This is a genomic window from Microcoleus sp. PH2017_05_CCC_O_A (assembly GCF_020738785.1).
Lineage (GTDB): Bacteria > Cyanobacteriota > Cyanobacteriia > Cyanobacteriales > Microcoleaceae > Microcoleus.
The window spans coordinates 22153-36803 of record NZ_JAEQCB010000024.1 but is presented as its reverse complement, the minus strand read 5'-3'; the positions used below and the strand labels follow the sequence as shown (position 1 = coordinate 36803).

The 14651-nt window shown below is 46.6% G+C and carries 14 protein-coding genes; 9 read left to right on the top strand and 5 right to left on the bottom strand.

Translation table 11 applies throughout. From position 1 onward, the window contains the following. Positions 1–216 precede the first annotated feature (216 nt). A complete protein-coding gene (locus JGK20_RS07795; protein WP_293218977.1) occupies positions 217–615 on the top strand; it encodes an alr0857 family protein in 399 nt (132 codons plus the stop codon). Positions 616–777: 162 nt separating this feature from the next. Here JGK20_RS07795 and JGK20_RS07790 read toward each other — a convergent pair whose 3' ends face one another. After that, positions 778–2814: a ShlB/FhaC/HecB family hemolysin secretion/activation protein gene (locus tag JGK20_RS07790; protein WP_293196754.1), complete on the bottom strand. Its 2037-nt coding sequence runs from the start codon at positions 2812–2814 to the stop codon at positions 778–780. A 438-nt stretch (positions 2815–3252) separates the two neighbouring features. Continuing rightward, positions 3253–4116: a DUF928 domain-containing protein gene (locus JGK20_RS07785; protein ID WP_293181574.1), complete on the bottom strand. Its 864-nt coding sequence runs from the start codon at positions 4114–4116 to the stop codon at positions 3253–3255. Between the two features lie 230 nt (positions 4117–4346). Here JGK20_RS07785 and JGK20_RS07780 point away from each other — a divergent pair, with 230 nt between their 5' ends. The 3 genes from JGK20_RS07780 to JGK20_RS07770 all read left to right on the top strand — a co-directional run bounded on the left by JGK20_RS07780 (position 4347) and on the right by JGK20_RS07770 (position 6803). Next, complete coding sequence (locus JGK20_RS07780; protein ID WP_293181571.1) at positions 4347–4496, top strand: hypothetical protein; 150 nt, start codon at positions 4347–4349, stop codon at positions 4494–4496. Between the two features lie 47 nt (positions 4497–4543). Next, positions 4544–6229 carry a transglutaminase domain-containing protein gene (locus tag JGK20_RS07775; protein WP_293181568.1) on the top strand — a complete coding sequence of 562 codons (1686 nt, stop codon included), beginning with the start codon at positions 4544–4546 and terminating at the stop codon, positions 6227–6229. Between the two features lie 436 nt (positions 6230–6665). Further along, complete coding sequence (locus JGK20_RS07770) at positions 6666–6803, top strand: hypothetical protein (protein ID WP_293147539.1); 138 nt, start codon at positions 6666–6668, stop codon at positions 6801–6803. A 454-nt stretch (positions 6804–7257) separates the two neighbouring features. Here the strand turns inward: JGK20_RS07770 and JGK20_RS07765 are convergent, their stop codons facing one another. Then, entirely contained in the window at positions 7258–8148 is an 891-nt protein-coding gene (locus JGK20_RS07765; protein WP_293181566.1) for an alpha/beta fold hydrolase, read from the bottom strand. A gap of 261 nt (positions 8149–8409) precedes the next feature. On the opposite strand from JGK20_RS07765, the gene JGK20_RS07760 reads away from it, so the two are divergent. Both JGK20_RS07760 and JGK20_RS07755 read left to right on the top strand, forming a co-directional pair. Next, on the top strand, positions 8410–8649 hold the full coding sequence (locus tag JGK20_RS07760; RefSeq protein WP_293181563.1) for a hypothetical protein: 240 nt from the start codon (positions 8410–8412) through the stop codon (positions 8647–8649). A gap of 195 nt (positions 8650–8844) precedes the next feature. Next, on the top strand, positions 8845–9336 hold the full coding sequence (locus JGK20_RS07755) for an anti-sigma regulatory factor (protein WP_293147533.1): 492 nt from the start codon (positions 8845–8847) through the stop codon (positions 9334–9336). A gap of 609 nt (positions 9337–9945) precedes the next feature. On the opposite strand, the gene JGK20_RS07750 is transcribed toward JGK20_RS07755, so the two are convergent. Further along, the gene (locus JGK20_RS07750) at positions 9946–10221 is read right to left on the bottom strand and encodes a DUF6439 family protein (protein ID WP_293181557.1); all 276 of its coding nucleotides are present in this window, start codon (positions 10219–10221) and stop codon (positions 9946–9948) included. Positions 10222–10335: 114 nt separating this feature from the next. Between JGK20_RS07750 and JGK20_RS07745 the strand changes: the two genes are divergently transcribed. From JGK20_RS07745 to JGK20_RS07735, 3 genes are all read left to right on the top strand, one after another. After that, on the top strand, positions 10336–10701 hold the full coding sequence (locus JGK20_RS07745) for a DUF2203 domain-containing protein (protein ID WP_293181554.1): 366 nt from the start codon (positions 10336–10338) through the stop codon (positions 10699–10701). A 106-nt stretch (positions 10702–10807) separates the two neighbouring features. Continuing rightward, a complete protein-coding gene (gene asnS, locus JGK20_RS07740) occupies positions 10808–12199 on the top strand; it encodes an asparagine--tRNA ligase (protein WP_293181551.1) in 1392 nt (463 codons plus the stop codon). A gap of 189 nt (positions 12200–12388) precedes the next feature. Further along, a complete protein-coding gene (locus JGK20_RS07735; RefSeq protein ID WP_293229989.1) occupies positions 12389–13174 on the top strand; it encodes a Uma2 family endonuclease in 786 nt (261 codons plus the stop codon). Between the two features lie 193 nt (positions 13175–13367). On the opposite strand, the gene JGK20_RS07730 is transcribed toward JGK20_RS07735, so the two are convergent. After that, the gene (locus JGK20_RS07730; protein ID WP_293190179.1) at positions 13368–14618 is read right to left on the bottom strand and encodes an SAM-dependent methyltransferase; all 1251 of its coding nucleotides are present in this window, start codon (positions 14616–14618) and stop codon (positions 13368–13370) included. Between the last annotated feature and the right edge of the window lie 33 nt (positions 14619–14651).

The following is a 14651-nucleotide window of genomic DNA, read 5'->3' as shown; positions in this document are numbered from 1 at the left end:
GGGCATGGGGAATAGGGCATGGGGCATGGGGCATGGGTAATAGTTAGTGGTTTTTCTAATAACCAATTCCCTATTTGACCAATTCCCAATTCCCAATTCCCAATTCCCAATTCCCAATTCCCAATTCCCAATTCCCGATTCCCAATTCCCGATTCCCAATGCCCAATTCCCAATTCCCAATTTTCAATTTTCAATTCCAAATTTAAGGCTGTCAATATGCTGAAGTTGACTTACACTGAAACGGGCTTTAACCTAGAGCGTTTGGCTCAATCTCCCGAACAGTTAGTGGCGCTGCGAGTTGTGCTGGCTATGCGAGTTGGTCAAAGCATCAGCGTCGAACCGAGCACTGCGGCATTTTTGCTGCCCGCGAATTTGCCGGCGCTTTCTCTGTTGGAATCTGAGGCCCGCCGAGATGATACCGATTCGATCGACCTTTGTGTTGCTGATGCTGATTTTGTCGAAGTGACCCTGCGCGGTACGTGGATTGGAGGGGCATCTGAAGGCGCTGATGGGGTGTTTGCGACGGTTTTGAGCGATCGGGCGGAGCGGTTGTTGCTCGGACTCTGGCTCGAAACTCAGGCTGCTGCCGAGGTTGTCGGGGAAGTCGGCGATTAAGATCCGATCGAGAAAGTTCGGCAGGGAGCATCTCGGCGCCAGCTTTGATAGCAGTGCGAGCGTCCCCGCTCGCGAGTGATAAAATACGCGAGCGGGGACGCTCGCACTGCTGTAAAAAAAATGCTTTTTGCAATCAGATGCTTTCTCCATCCCCCACTCTCGTTAAGGCGTGTAAATGATGTTGAAGTAAATGCCATTATCTTGCAGGTTGTTGCCTTTATCGGTAATTCTCACCAAAGGAAAAGCATAATCTACACGCAAGTTCACCCGCCGTATCGGTTCCCAGATTACCCCCAAACCCATACCTGCTAAAAATGTCTGATTGGTTAATTTATTAGGATTATTGGGAGCGTTCCACACCGTACCCGCATCCAAAAAAGGAGCTAATTGAAGTTTGGGATTTCCCGAAGCATCCCGCTGCAAAGTAATCCGATCCTCGATCGACAGTCGGAAGCCGTTATCGCCAGAACGCACATTTTGGCGGTAGCCGCGCAGAGATTGCCCGCCGCCAATTACAAATTGCTGCGAAGGTAACAAACTATTAGCAGAAAGTTGTAAGTCTGACTGCAAAATTAATAAATGTTTATCATTTAATCGCTGTACTCGCTGCACTTGACCCAGCCAACTCAAAAATTGTCCGTCAGGGACAGAACCTTCATTTTGAGTAGCATCAAACAAGCTTGTGCCGATCGTAAATTGCGATCGCAAAGCCCAAGCACCCTGGGGATCCCGCCGAATGTAGTCCTGTCCCAGCTTGATCGCAGTGGTAGTCGTGACACCATTGGAGTCAGGGCCCGAGCCAAATGGAGTCGGTACACCGGCGACAAAAGTTCTGCCTTTCTGATAAGTAAGACCGGCAGATAAGGCAAATTCTTCGATCGGCGTTCTCCGCAGCGGCTGGCGGTAACTAACTTCAAATAAATGCGATTTTCCCGAAATGTCAAAAGCATCAAAAGGTTCTTGTACTATACTGTTGCGGTTCGGCGCTGCCCTCAATTGCAACGTGCCGTTCATCGCATTTAGCGGCAAGCGATAGCTGAAATCGAAGACATCTGAATCGCCGAGCGATCGATAATAAGCACCCGCAAGTTCATCGCCATTTCCTGTGAGATTGCGGTGCCGCAAACTAACACCCAATCTTTCAGAACCGACGCTGGGAGGCGAATAATTGTCAATGCTGAAACTAGATTGAAATGGATTAGCTTCCGTAACTCTGACGATCAGAATGCTCTCTCCTTCATTATCCCCAGCCCGCAGGCTGGCTTCTACATTGTCAAATAAAGGATCGACTCGCAGCAGCCGGAGTTGGTTTTCTAATGAAGCTGTACTTAAAGGCATTCGGGCACCGAGTCGAATCCGGCTGCGGATGTAACTTGGATGCAATCTTTTAGCTCCTTCTACCTCAATTCGAGTCAGCTTGCCTTCGATAACTTGAATTTTGACTACCCCTGCGGTGATAGTTTGGGGCGGCAAGACGGCTCTCGAAGTGATGTAGCCGCGATTGAGGTAAATTTCGGTAATTTTGTCGGCGATTTGTTTGAGCTGTTCTAGCGTGGTAGAACGGCCCTCTAACGGCTTGACTAAGGCATTAATTTCGTCTTGGCTTAAAATTGTGCTGCCAACTACTTGAATTTTCTGCACCTGAATTACCTGATTCGGGAGCGGCAGGGGAACTGGGGACGGGCGCTCCGGTGCAACTGGTTGCGGTATTTGAGGAGGTTCTGGGGAAGGCTGCGGGGCCGGTTGCAAAAATCGATCGCGATTTGGATCTGGCTGAGTCGGTGGCGGGGGCAGGTTTGGAGGGGTATTTTGTGGGTTTTGGGCTAAAACATTGCTATGTAGCTGGTTAGGGAATATCGGTTCGCTGTTAACTAGATTTGGTCTTTCGGGTTCCGGGTGGGCATCACAACCAGTTTCATTAATTGTGGAACAGCGATCGGCCTGGTTGTCAAGAGGGTTGTTTTCGGCAAAATCCGGCAGTTGATTGAAGTTAGTTGCAGTTTCATCCTGCTTGATTTCGAGTTTTTGCAGTGCTAATACTCCGTTGGCCGGATCTGCTAAGTTGTCAGCGGCGGCGGGCAACTGAGAAATATCGTCCGTTTGGGATATAGCTTGATGGGCATCAAAGCAAGCAATGGGGAGCGCAGTTAGAAGTGAAATCCCCAACCGAAATATTGCAATATTTGCTCTCGGGCGCATAATTAATATTTTTGTAAAATAATTTTGCTTGCTGCTTGACTATGCAAGTTTACCATTTAGTATTGGGCGCAATTTGAACATAAAATTTTCAATAGTCCGGCTTTCCAGAGACAAGGGGACTGGGAGCATCTCAATTTTGCTATCGAAGTCGATCGATCTTTTAGATTTTAGATTTTAGATTTTAGATTTGGGGGATTGGGGGATTTAGTCGCGAGGATCGGGACTCTAGTAGCATCTGAAGTGCAGTCGCTTCAATAAAAATGCCCAGTTGCAACCTCCCAGATCCTCCTAGCGAATCCTTATGCTGGTCAGCGCAAAAATTTTAATTTATTGAGGACGATCGACCAAAAAACCCGAGACAGGCAAAAATCATCTGTGGCGCTGCCAAATACCGCGCGCGATCGCCACGGGTTTTTGGTACTTGCTGCACAAGTCGAATTATTTTTTGGCGATGGGTGTTAACTGACTGGGGATTAATGGTTCTCGGGCAATTTTGCCGAGTTCGACTGCACTCAACACTTCTGACCACTCGAACGCTAAACTGGCATCGCTGGGAGACTCCACGCGCAATTGAGCTAGAGCTGCCAGGTACTCGTACCAGAGACCTTGTTTGCCGAAGATGCTCAGCTTGGCGCGACCCTCGGGCGATCGATCCAACTCTGTTTTCAAGGTTGGGGCCACTGCGATGCGGTTTATCCACCCCGAAACGAGAACCTCATCTCTATAGTTTTTTGGGTTGCATTTGATAGTAAAGTACCATTGATAGTTTTTGCCAACTTCCAGGGCTGGCGAGTTGCCGTCGGAGCCGAGGTTGATGCTAACGATACCAGGACGGCTCGTTACCATCCGAAAACTTTTTTTGTATACCGTTTTGTCGCTTTCGTCTGCTAACTCAAACTGAACTGTTTTGTCGATGGCTACGGGAAGGTAGTAGAAAAATGTCGGCTTTGCTGATATTGTTTGCCCCATAGTTGATTGGGGAATCAAGGCAGTTAAGGCATTTGTGGCAGTGCATTCTAAGCCGCGGGTTCCTCCCCCTTCCCGTCTTCCGGGTACTCCCTGCTCCGGCGGTTGAAAGTTATTCCACGTGCCTCCCAATTGCTGGTTGTTCGGTCTGCTTCCAGTTAGTTCCGGGGGTTGAACTGTTTGCCAGTTGAGTGGTAGCTGCGGTTGTGAGGGGCGGCGGACATTGTTACCGGGGCTGTTGAGAGCAAGAGCTGGTATTAAACTACCAACGGCAACTCCCTCTAGAGACAGAATTAAGGAAAGAGCACCGATGTTTAGAGCAGACTTCCAAGCCATGACGAACCTGCCTTCTAATGAACCTAGGAACTTAAACACACGATTTTATTCTACCCAAGGTTTTGACGGATCTAGTAATCTGTTGTACTTAATTTATATCTTCCAACAGATACGATTAGTTTGGCCCTTCTGAGCAAGATGGAATTCTGTGTCGCGTTTTTCAGTGGTAGCTTGGTAGTTATACTTACTTGCCTGCACGACAGCAGGTTGGGTTGAGCTTGTCAAAGCCAATGTTCAGAAAGACTAATATTCCGGTTTTTTTACTGCGATCGCAGGCTAAAAAGCGTCTTTTCGTAAAAAAACCGGTTGATGCGTCAGTTCAGGATATCAGGAACCTCGGCAATTTTGCTGATGAGCCTAAAGCGATCGGCTACAAGTGAGCAAATTAAGTTTTCTGTACAATACAATAGCGGCAAAAAAATTTAGCATGAATCTCGATTCACCTGTTCTCTCGGACAAACAGCCTTCGGGGCTGCGGATGGTAAGACCGATCGGGGTCTACGCGCTGCACGGCATTACTTTTTTAGGAAATAGGTTATTCGCGGTCGATCGCACCGAAGGGCTACTATTGGAGATCGATCGAGAAACTGACAACACTACTGTTTTGAATCCTCATCAAACGGCTAAGTTTGCAGGCGCAACCGGGCTGGCGATTTGGGAAGATACTCTCTGGTTTTCGCGAGATGAGGATATTTGTTGCTGTCCGGGCGCAATTCGGGATGGGGCAATCGCTGAACTCAAACCCGAACATTTTGTTTCCCTTTCTTATCCCGCTGACGGGATTGCAGTTTGGAAATCTACGCTGTATGTGACTTGCCAGAGATTGGGCTATATTCTGGTTTTTGATGTAAAAACTGGTCGGGAAATTACTCGGTTTTATGCTCCCGGTATTGGCATAGAAAATATCACTGTCCGGGATGAGGAACTCTGGGTTTGCGACAAGACTGAGCAAACTGTTTACTGTTTGGAACGGGCAACTGGGGAGATTAAATTTAGCGTTTTGACTCCCTTTGAATGGCCTTCGGGTTTGGCTTTTCACAAAGATTCCCAGACGGGCGAAGAGGTTCTGTATGTGGCTTATGCCGGGGATGAACTTTATATTCGGGACGATCCGAATTCGGAAGATCCTTTTCAGTTGACGAAGCGCGATCGCACTTTTGTTCACCCTTTATCTTTTCACTACAATGAAGCCGAACGCTTCGCTCTGTCAAATGGTTTTTTGATGGAAATGTCCTATGTGGAGGAACTTTCTCCCCTGGATGAGGTAGAAATCGATAATTTGGAGTGGCGGATTGCTTTACCTTCGGACACTCACCGACAAAAGGTCAGGAAAATTACGCCGATTGGGATGCCTTTTACTGAGGAAATTCAGGAAGGGGAACGGGTGGCGGTGTTTAAGTTCGATCGCCTCCAGAAGGGGGAACGGCGAGTTTTTGGCTGGAAGGCGTTGTTAGAAGTGCGATCGATTAAGTATCAGTTGTCACCTCGGAATGTAGAAAAGATACCGCAACTATCGCCGGAGTTTGCAGCGAAGTATTTGGTGGACAATGATAATTTGGCGATGGATACGGAGATTGTGCGATCGGCTGCGGTGGCCTCCATTGGCACAGAAACTAATATTCTGAGGAAGTTACTGAGCATTCGCAATTTTGTTTACGACCAACTTTCTTACGGGATTAGACCTCACATTGACACTCCCGATATTGTACTGCGTCGCGGCGTCGGTTCTTGCGGCGAGTATGTGGGGTTGTTGTTGGCTTTGGCAAGGTTGAACGGAATTGCTTGTCGCACAATTGGGCGTTATAAGTGTCCGGCTTTTGCTGACAGAAAAGGTTTGCCGCTGGAACCCGATTTCAATCACGTTTGGCTGGAGTTTTACATTCCAGGTTTTGGTTGGGTACCGATGGAATCTAATCCTGATGATATTCAAGACAGAGGCCCTTATCCTTTGCGGTTTTTTATGGGTTTAGCTTGGTATCACGTGGAAATTGGCAAGGGAATTCGCTTCCAAAGTCTCACCAGCGGGGGTCTGCCTTTGAAGAAGGAGGATGTTTCCGTGGGAAGTCTGGCCATTAATCATGTCCGGTTTACAATTTTGGAAGAGTTGTTTTAAGGAAGAGTTGACTGTTGACTGTTGACTGTTGACTGTTGACAGTTGGCAGTTGGCAGTTGATAGTTGACAGAGGGAAGACTCGGAGTATCTCACTTTTGTAAAAAAGCAATTTCTTTACAGTGCGAGCGTCCCCGCTCGCGAGTGTTAGATAGATCGTAGATCGCGAGTTCTTGAAGTGGTCGCACTATAAAATCAAAACTGAGATGCTTCCGGGAAGACTTTTCTCATCTCCCCCTCTCGGACTCTCCAAGTCTCCCTCTCACCCAATTCAAAACACGTTCGGTACAATAACCGTTATCAGGTTTGTAGTGAGGACTTTAGTCCGCAGAGTTTGATGAAGATTTCCATTCCTTGCTACAAACTAATTTTATTGGGGTTGTGCGATCGCACATAATCTCAAGTCTAAATCTCAAGTATAAGGCAAGCAGGAGGGGTTGTGGAATTTTCGATTGCTAATTTGCTGGTTTTGGTAGCCTTTGTGCTGTTGCTGACAGTGACTGGCGGGGTCGCTTATTTGACAGCAGTTGAATGGCGCGATCGCAGGCGCTTAGATAACGCCAAGCGTAAAAAATAGTCGCTATTTGCTGTTGACAAATTGCATTTTTCATGATAGTAAACAAGGCAACCCAAATAGGTCGCCTTTAGAGGTTTGTAGTGAGGACTTTAGTCCGCAGAAATTGATGCGGACTGAAGTCCTCACTACAAACCTATTTGATTTAGTAGGATTCACGGGCGGGACACCCGCGCCACAATCAACACACTTGAAGTCATTGGTTATTGGTTGTTGGTTGTTGGTTGTTGGTTATTGGTTATTGGTTATTGGTTGTGCATTTAAATTGTATCTTTAGGGCGGGCAAGATGCCCGCCCCACAAAAGTTTAACTTTATTCGGACGTGCAATTTAAATGCCTCGGAGCTGATTTGTCCTATGTTTCTTGTTAGTTGTTCGTTCTAATAACCAATAACCAGTAACTCATGCCCTATGCCCTATGCCCTATGCCCCATGCCCTATGCCCTATGCCCTATGCCCTAGTCAATTATCCACGCGCGAATCAGTTCGTTTACCTCTTCTGGTACTTCATCGTGGGGACAGTGACCGGCTTTGATAAAGTGTTCTGTCAACTGCGGATAATGTTCGCGGAATTTGGCGCTTCTGTTGGTAGAATTCATCCACGGATCGCCCTCTCCCCACAGCATTAGCAGCGGGCAATTTAATTGACTCAACAATACGTCGATTTTTTCACCTTGGGGTGTTCGGAAGACGGAGGCGAATACTTTGGGTGCACCCCGATCGCACGAGGGTTGGTAAATTTCTTCTACTAATTGGTCTGTGACGGCGCTTTGGTCGAGATAAACTTTTTGTAGGGTTTTCCGAATTGTCGATCGCCCTCGTACGTATTGGAACAGCAGAAAACTTGCCCAATCTTGCTGGAATAAGGTTTTAGCTACGGTAGATATGGCTTTTTGCAAGGGCGGGGCTTCGGGTGCGGGCTGAGGTTCGCTGAAGGGGCCGGCGCTGTTGATTAAGATGAGTCCGGTGGCTGATTCGGGACGCTGGGCTGCTACGCACAAGGCGGCGTAGCCTCCGAGGGAGTTCCCGGCTAGTACGGCGGGCCGGCCGATGACGTTGGTGATGAAGTCGTGGAGTTGGTCGCGCCAGAGCTCGCCGCTGTACTGGATTTCGGGTTTTGCCGATCGCCCGAATCCGATCAGGTCGATCGCCCACACTTCAAATTCTTTGCTCAGCCCGCTGATATTTTTGCGCCAGTGGTCTGTGGATGCTCCAAAACCGTGAATTAACAGCAGGGGAGGGCGTTCGAGATGTCGATCGCTCGACCGCACATAGTATACTGAATGGCCCCGCCATTGCCAGTATGTGCCTGGAATGGGGGTTGCAGTGATGGCTGGGGTTGTTTGCATAATGTAAAGAAATAAGTATTTACTTTAACTATTGTATCGTGAGGTTCAGATTTATAAAGTTTTGCCAACGCGCTGGGGTTTTGCCAGTAAGGGATACGTCAAGTTGGTCGAGTTGGGCTAGTTCGGGCGATCGCACTCATAATCAATAAGTTTTGTAACAAATATTGATTTGGTAAAGGTCGCAGCAGTCGGATTTTCAGTATTCGATCGGCATTTTGGAAATATATCTGGTTTCGACTGCAACACACCTAGGTAAGATCCTTGCGATCTTTGGTACAAGTAGGAGATCTAGGCGATCGGGCCCAAGCTGTGGTGGTGGGAGTCGATCCCCATTGGCTAGGAGTCAAGGGATCGACTTTTTTGGACGGATTTCCGATCTTTTCAAGGTGGGGATCGTTTGGTAAGCGAGCTGTTGACGGCTTGGGATGCAGCGGGTTCAGCTTCAGTGCCCTAGCAAAAGCCGACCTCAAAAATCAGGATGCGGGTAGAAGTTATAAGTAAAATTACTGGGAGTTCTTGGCAAAAGTTTCTGAGAATCGCAGAATATTTTGTGATGTTCTTTGCTTTTCTTAACGGCTTTGATACTCTAAGATAGAAATAGAGCTGCGCCGCTCAATTAATGAGTATTTTGAATACTAGGGAGCCAACTATGCAGGGTGTGAAGTTTATCCACCTGAAAGTTAGGGAGTTTTCTGAGTGATTGCTATCTCAGCCCGTCCGGTCGTCGGACGCAATTGGATTACGATTAGCTTCGCTTCTACCCTATACCTTTGTCCTATTTTGGATCTGCTCCTAGCAGAGATTCCGCCTCACTGGCAAGCGGAATTACGGTTGGGGCTTCAAGAAGCTTTGGTAAATGCCGCTAAGCATGGAAATAAGTTAGACCCCAGTAAAACTGTTGGAGTCCGTTTTTCGATCGTCCAAAACGAATATTGGTGGGTGATATCAGACGAAGGTTGTGGCTTTAAAGCACCTTGCGGTTGCGACCTTTATACCGATACTTGCGACAGTCTCATAGCAGAGGATGTTGCAGATAATTCTGCATTCCCCCATGTTGAACAAGAATGTGGTAGGGGGCTGTTTATCCTTTACCAAATATTCGATCGGGTTGAGTGGAATTCTCAAGGCACAGAGTTACGGCTGTGCAAAGAACTTCCCAGTCGCTACCGGCTGCCTCGCTTGCGCTAGAACTGATATTTGGCAGCATTTTTCAGCTCGGCTCGACCTGCAATTTTTTTCGTTTCCTCGCTGAACCGAGGATGGAAAATTTTGAGTATCAAGCTATTGATAGTAGGTCAGGAACTCAGGGCTTAAGCCACTGAGCTTGTAAGACATTACAAGCTGTTCTGACCAGACCCCTATACGGAGGAGACGTTATTTAGGTCACGACACCGGCGAATGCGACGCTAGTTTTCCGCTCTGTCATCTGCAATTAAACAGTTTTAAAGTCACTGAAACAGTGTTGCAGGTCTAACAAGCCTTTATAACCAGGTCGAAGCAAACATTACCCCGCAAGGGAGATCGAGGCAACCATACCTCACCGGAGGGGCAACCATACCCCTCCAACCCTCGCCAGAGGGGATTTAAGGCGGTTGAAACCGCCCGCGTCGTTTCCCCTCTCAGGGCTAAAGCCACGCTCGTTTCCCACTTACCGATTGATTTTGATGATAATGCAAAATGTGAGTTTTGAGTGAGAAAAGTATAAATCTTTTTTAGCTCGCAATCGCGCTGCTCGATCGAGTAGCGCGATTGTTTGAGTTTTGGGATCTAATCAAATATTTAACTCAAGACTCAAAATTATTTGCCGTGAGTCGGGCACGGAGGTGCACAGATCGATCGATCTAACCATCCTGCTGCTTGGTTTAAGCGCGGCAGAGCTTCTTCGGGCTGATTTTTCAGCAAAAAGACCAAAGCGGCCGCGGCTTGCTCTCCGGCCCGGGCGGAACGGTTGGCTTTGAGGCGGTGCCAATCTCTTTCGGAAATGGCGAGGCGGGCTGCGAGGGCTTGAGCCAGTTCTACTGTGCTCAGCTCGTTGAGGTTGACAGTTTGGGTTGTTTGTGTAGTTTCAAGCATAGATGGCAATTATAGCTATTTGGCTGCGGTTTCTGAATTGAAAAAATATACTGCATATAATAACAAGTTAATTGGGAATTGTTTTTTTAAGTATTGTCGGGTTTGCAGATCGAAATGCCTCAACAGCCGTCAGAGTTAAATCGGGAAGATTCAGAAAATGAGTTTGTGCAGGCGATCGCAGCAGTGGAGCGATCGCTCGCAGCAGTCAAAGAGCGTTACACTCAGATTCAGTGCGATCGCCAGCGCCAAGCCGAACTCGGCAACCGGCGAGAAGATGTCCGCCAGTCTCTGCGCCAAAACCCATTACCGCAACTCAAGAAAGAATTGCGGGAAATTGAGCAAGAATTGGAAACGATCGAGTTAAATTTAGAAAGCAGCCTGTTTTCTTGGGGAAGCATAAAACAACCTTTTTGGCAAGCGGTTCGCTTTGGGGGACTCGGTATTTTGCTCGGTTGGATTTTGAAATCCTATGTCGGTTGAATTATGTTAGGAGTTATGATTTTTTTTACCGCAGAGGGCGCAGAGGGCGCAGAGGAAGAGAAAAGAGAGAATTATGGTGCAAAATATTAAATAAACAGGATTGGATATGACAAATCAACGAATTGCAGCAATTTTGCGCGCCGGCGAACCAGACGAAACTGTAACCATTCAAGGCTGGGTTCGTACTAAACGCGAGTTAAAAGAATTTGCCTTTGTCGAAGTCAACGATGGTTCGGCGATGGCTAACTTGCAAGTAGTCATTAATGCTGATTTGCCCGACTTTGAAAATATACTCAAACAAATCAATACAGGTGCATCTGTAGAAGTTTCAGGAGTGCTGGTGGCATCTCCCGCGAAGGGACAGCGAATTGAGTTGAAAGCTTCACAAGTACAAGTTTACGGCGAAGCAGACCCGCAAACTTATCCGCTCCAGAAAAAGCGCCATTCCTTGGAATTTTTGCGGACAATCGCCCATTTGCGGCCGCGCACAAACACCCACGGCGCTGTTTTTCGAGTCCGCAATGCTTGTTCGGCGGCGGTACACCAATTTTTTCAAGAGCGCGGTTTTTTGTGGGTTCACACTCCGATTTTGGCTGCTAGCGACTGCGAAGGTGCGGGGGAAATGTTCGCCGTTACTAACTTCGATTTAAAGAATGTGCCGCGTACTGATTCGCAAGAAGTTGATTATGCGAAAGACTTTTTTGGGAAGCGCGCCTATTTAACAGTTAGCGGCCAGTTGGAAGCGGAAGTTATGGCGATGGCTTTCGGCAATGTTTACACTTTTGGCCCGACTTTCCGAGCGGAAAATTCCAATACTTCGCGGCATTTAGCTGAGTTTTGGATGATTGAACCGGAGATGGCTTTCTGCGATTTGCAGGGAAACATGGATTTGGCTGAGGCGTTTTTAAAGTACATTTTTAACTTTGTTTTGGAGCATTGTCCGGAGGATATGGAGTTTTTCAACGAGCGGATTGATAAGACTGTTTTGGCGACTGCTGAAAATATTATTAACAATCAGTTTGAGCGAATTACTTACACGGAGGCGATCGCACTTTTGGAAAAAGCTGACAAAAAGTTTGATTTTCCGGTAAGCTGGGGCTTAGATTTGCAATCGGAACACGAGCGCTATTTGGCTGAGGACTTGTTTAAAAAGCCGACGATTGTCAGCGATTATCCCGTCGGGATTAAAGCATTTTATATGCGTTTAAACGAGGACGAGAAAACGGTGCGAGCGATGGATGTTTTGGCTCCGAATATTGGGGAAATTATCGGCGGTTCGCAGCGGGAAGAACGTCTCGATGTGTTGGAGCGGCGCATGGAAGCTCAAGGCATGAATAAAGAGGAATTGTGGTGGTATTTGGATTTGCGCCGCTACGGTACTGTGCCTCACGCTGGTTTTGGTTTGGGGTTTGAACGGTTGGTGCAGTTTATGACTGGAATGGGAAATATTCGGGATGTAATTCCGTTTCCGAGAGCGCCTTTGACAATTGATTTTTAGATGCAGACGGCGGTTGAAACCGCGCCTACAAAAACAAAGTCCGCCGGACGCCGACTGAAGACAATAACATAATCTTCACAGCGCGTTATTTAACCCCTCTGAGCTCGGGTTTGGTCTGTATAGACGCGGTTTCAACCGCCCAGTTTTCTTTTCCCATCTCAAATCTAAAATCTAAAATGGTATAAACTAATGGTTCTTCAAATTTCGTCGAGTTCCAAAGCACCAACTGTCACCTGGGAAGCCCTACCAGCCGACTTTATTTTACCGGACGATCCTGTGGAAAATATTCAACAACCGCCCCTTGCTGCCTCTCTCACCGATGCTCTGGGAGCCGCCGGACTTATTGGACTCGCCCTAATTGGTTCCAATTTTGGACTGGTAGCGACTATCAATCAGAAAACTGTAGTTAAAGCACCGGATTGGTTTTACGTGCCACAAGTGCATCCAGTTGCAGAGGGTACGATTCGCCGCAGTTACACGCCGAATCTGGAGGGTGCGCCGATATCGGTAGTGATGGAGTTTTTGTCTAATGAAGATTACGGCGAATTGTCTGTGCGATCGACTCCTCCCTACGGTAAGCTCTACTTCTACGAACAGATTCTGCAAGTTCCTACCTATGTTACTTACGACCCCTACGAGCCCAAGTTGGAAGTGCGGTATCTGCAAAATGGGAGCTATGTAACCCAGACTGCTGATGCACAGGGACGGGTGCGGATTCCAGAGTTAGATTTATGGCTGGGGATTTGGCGGGGGGAACGTTTGGGGCAAACTATGAATTGGCTGCGCTGGTGGGATTCGCAGGGAAATTTGCTGCTGTGGAGTTCGGAACAAGCCGAACAGGAACGCCAGCGGGCGGAACAGGAACGCCAGCGGGCCCAACAGGAACGTCTGCGGGCCGAACAGGAACGTCTGCGGGCGGAGGTATTGGCGGCAAAGTTGCGGGAGTTGGGTGTCGATCCCGATTTGCTGACATGAATCGGGCGATCGGGCCGCTACTCAATCCAAATTGACCCTACGGCGCTTCAAACCCAGCCTTACTGCTTGAATGCGATCGGGTTCAAATTGGTATTATAGCAATCCTTGCAGGAGTCGTAAAATTTTTACCCCACCCCAACCCTCCCCGAAGCCGCGGGGAGGGAGTAAGAAATTCACAAATGATTTAGGATTGCTATATAGCCCGATCGCCTACCGACTCAGTATTAATTATAGTAGCTAGATCGGGGGAAAGAAAGAGATCGGGAAATAGTAAAGTTTCTAAATAGTGAAACTTTATTCCATAAAGTTTTTTAATTTCTTGGATTTGTCCAAGAATCTGCTCCTTGTTGATACTCTGATTGCTTTTGATTCCCACAATCATTATATTCTTACTCGTATGTTCAGCCGCTATAAACTCAAAAACCTTGGTCTTGTAGCCAGACAATTCAAGTAAAAGCGCTCTTAATCCATCAGTCACTATTTCCGATTGCCTCTCTAGCAAAATGCCAGACTTCAGCAGATCCTTCAAAACCATATTCGGATGAATTTGTTTCCTAACTTGCTTGTGACAGCATGGTGCTAGGATAATCAAAGAAGAATCAGATTGTATCCCTTTATAAATTGCATCATCTGTTGCAGTATCACACGCATGAAGTGCGATGGTTATGTCTGATTTTTCTGCGCTATAGTTACTGATATTGCCTTGTTTGAAATGTAAATTTTTAAACTCAACTGATTGGGCGACTGAGTTACAAAAATCTACTAAATGTATTCTGCTTTCTATACCAATAACTGATGCTTCTTTGTCTAAAATATTGTTCAGAAAATCATAGATTGCGAATGTTAAGTATCCTTTGCCTGAACCCATGTCAACTACAGAGATATGACTTTTCGCTGCCAATCCTGATGATTCAATTAAGCTATTTATAATTTCTACAAACTTATTTATCTGTCTAAACTTATCTTCCATTGTTTTTACGATATTACCTTGACTGTTGGTAATACCTAATGCTGTGAGATATAAATTGTTTTCTGATTGAATATACCGTTTTTTATTGCGATCGTGTTCCTGCGGAACCGTATCAACAGGATTGGTGAAAGTAGGCTTAATAAATTTAAGTTTTGGTTTTTTATCTTTGCCATATTCAAGTTGGACATCCTGCGTCAGCGAGAATAATCTAATACTCATAAATTCACTTCCCGTCAGGGTTTTGATTAAATTTATTCCCTCTGCAATTAGGTAATTTTTTACTATTTCCTTAGTTTTGTAGCTATAGGTAAAAGAAAGTTTTATGCTGGATTTTAATTGTACGCTTCTCACAATGATTTTAGTTAAGCCGTCTTCTTTTCCTCGATATTTTCCTAAAGTTAATCTGATAAATTCTTGATTTTCTATACTAGAACCTAGAATTAACTCGAATTGCTCTTGCGTGTTGATATTCATTATATTATTCAGTAGCGGTAGCGTGCGTTGCCA

Excerpts from the sequence above, each read along its gene's own strand:
- JGK20_RS07735 (WP_293229989.1), top strand. The coding sequence starts at position 12,389 with ATGGTTCTTCAAATTTCGTCGAGTTCCAAAGCACCAACTGTCACCTGG.
- JGK20_RS07795 (WP_293218977.1), top strand. The coding sequence starts at position 217 with ATGCTGAAGTTGACTTACACTGAAACGGGCTTTAACCTAGAGCGTTTG.
- JGK20_RS07765 (WP_293181566.1), bottom strand. The coding sequence starts at position 8,148 with ATGCAAACAACCCCAGCCATCACTGCAACCCCCATTCCAGGCACATAC.
- asnS (WP_293181551.1), top strand. The coding sequence starts at position 10,808 with ATGACAAATCAACGAATTGCAGCAATTTTGCGCGCCGGCGAACCAGAC.
- JGK20_RS07750 (WP_293181557.1), bottom strand. The coding sequence starts at position 10,221 with ATGCTTGAAACTACACAAACAACCCAAACTGTCAACCTCAACGAGCTG.
- JGK20_RS07730 (WP_293190179.1), bottom strand. The coding sequence starts at position 14,618 with ATGAATATCAACACGCAAGAGCAATTCGAGTTAATTCTAGGTTCTAGT.
- JGK20_RS07790 (WP_293196754.1), bottom strand. The coding sequence starts at position 2,814 with ATGCGCCCGAGAGCAAATATTGCAATATTTCGGTTGGGGATTTCACTT.
- JGK20_RS07780 (WP_293181571.1), top strand. The coding sequence starts at position 4,347 with ATGTTCAGAAAGACTAATATTCCGGTTTTTTTACTGCGATCGCAGGCT.
- JGK20_RS07775 (WP_293181568.1), top strand. The coding sequence starts at position 4,544 with ATGAATCTCGATTCACCTGTTCTCTCGGACAAACAGCCTTCGGGGCTG.
- JGK20_RS07745 (WP_293181554.1), top strand. The coding sequence starts at position 10,336 with ATGCCTCAACAGCCGTCAGAGTTAAATCGGGAAGATTCAGAAAATGAG.
- JGK20_RS07785 (WP_293181574.1), bottom strand. The coding sequence starts at position 4,116 with ATGGCTTGGAAGTCTGCTCTAAACATCGGTGCTCTTTCCTTAATTCTG.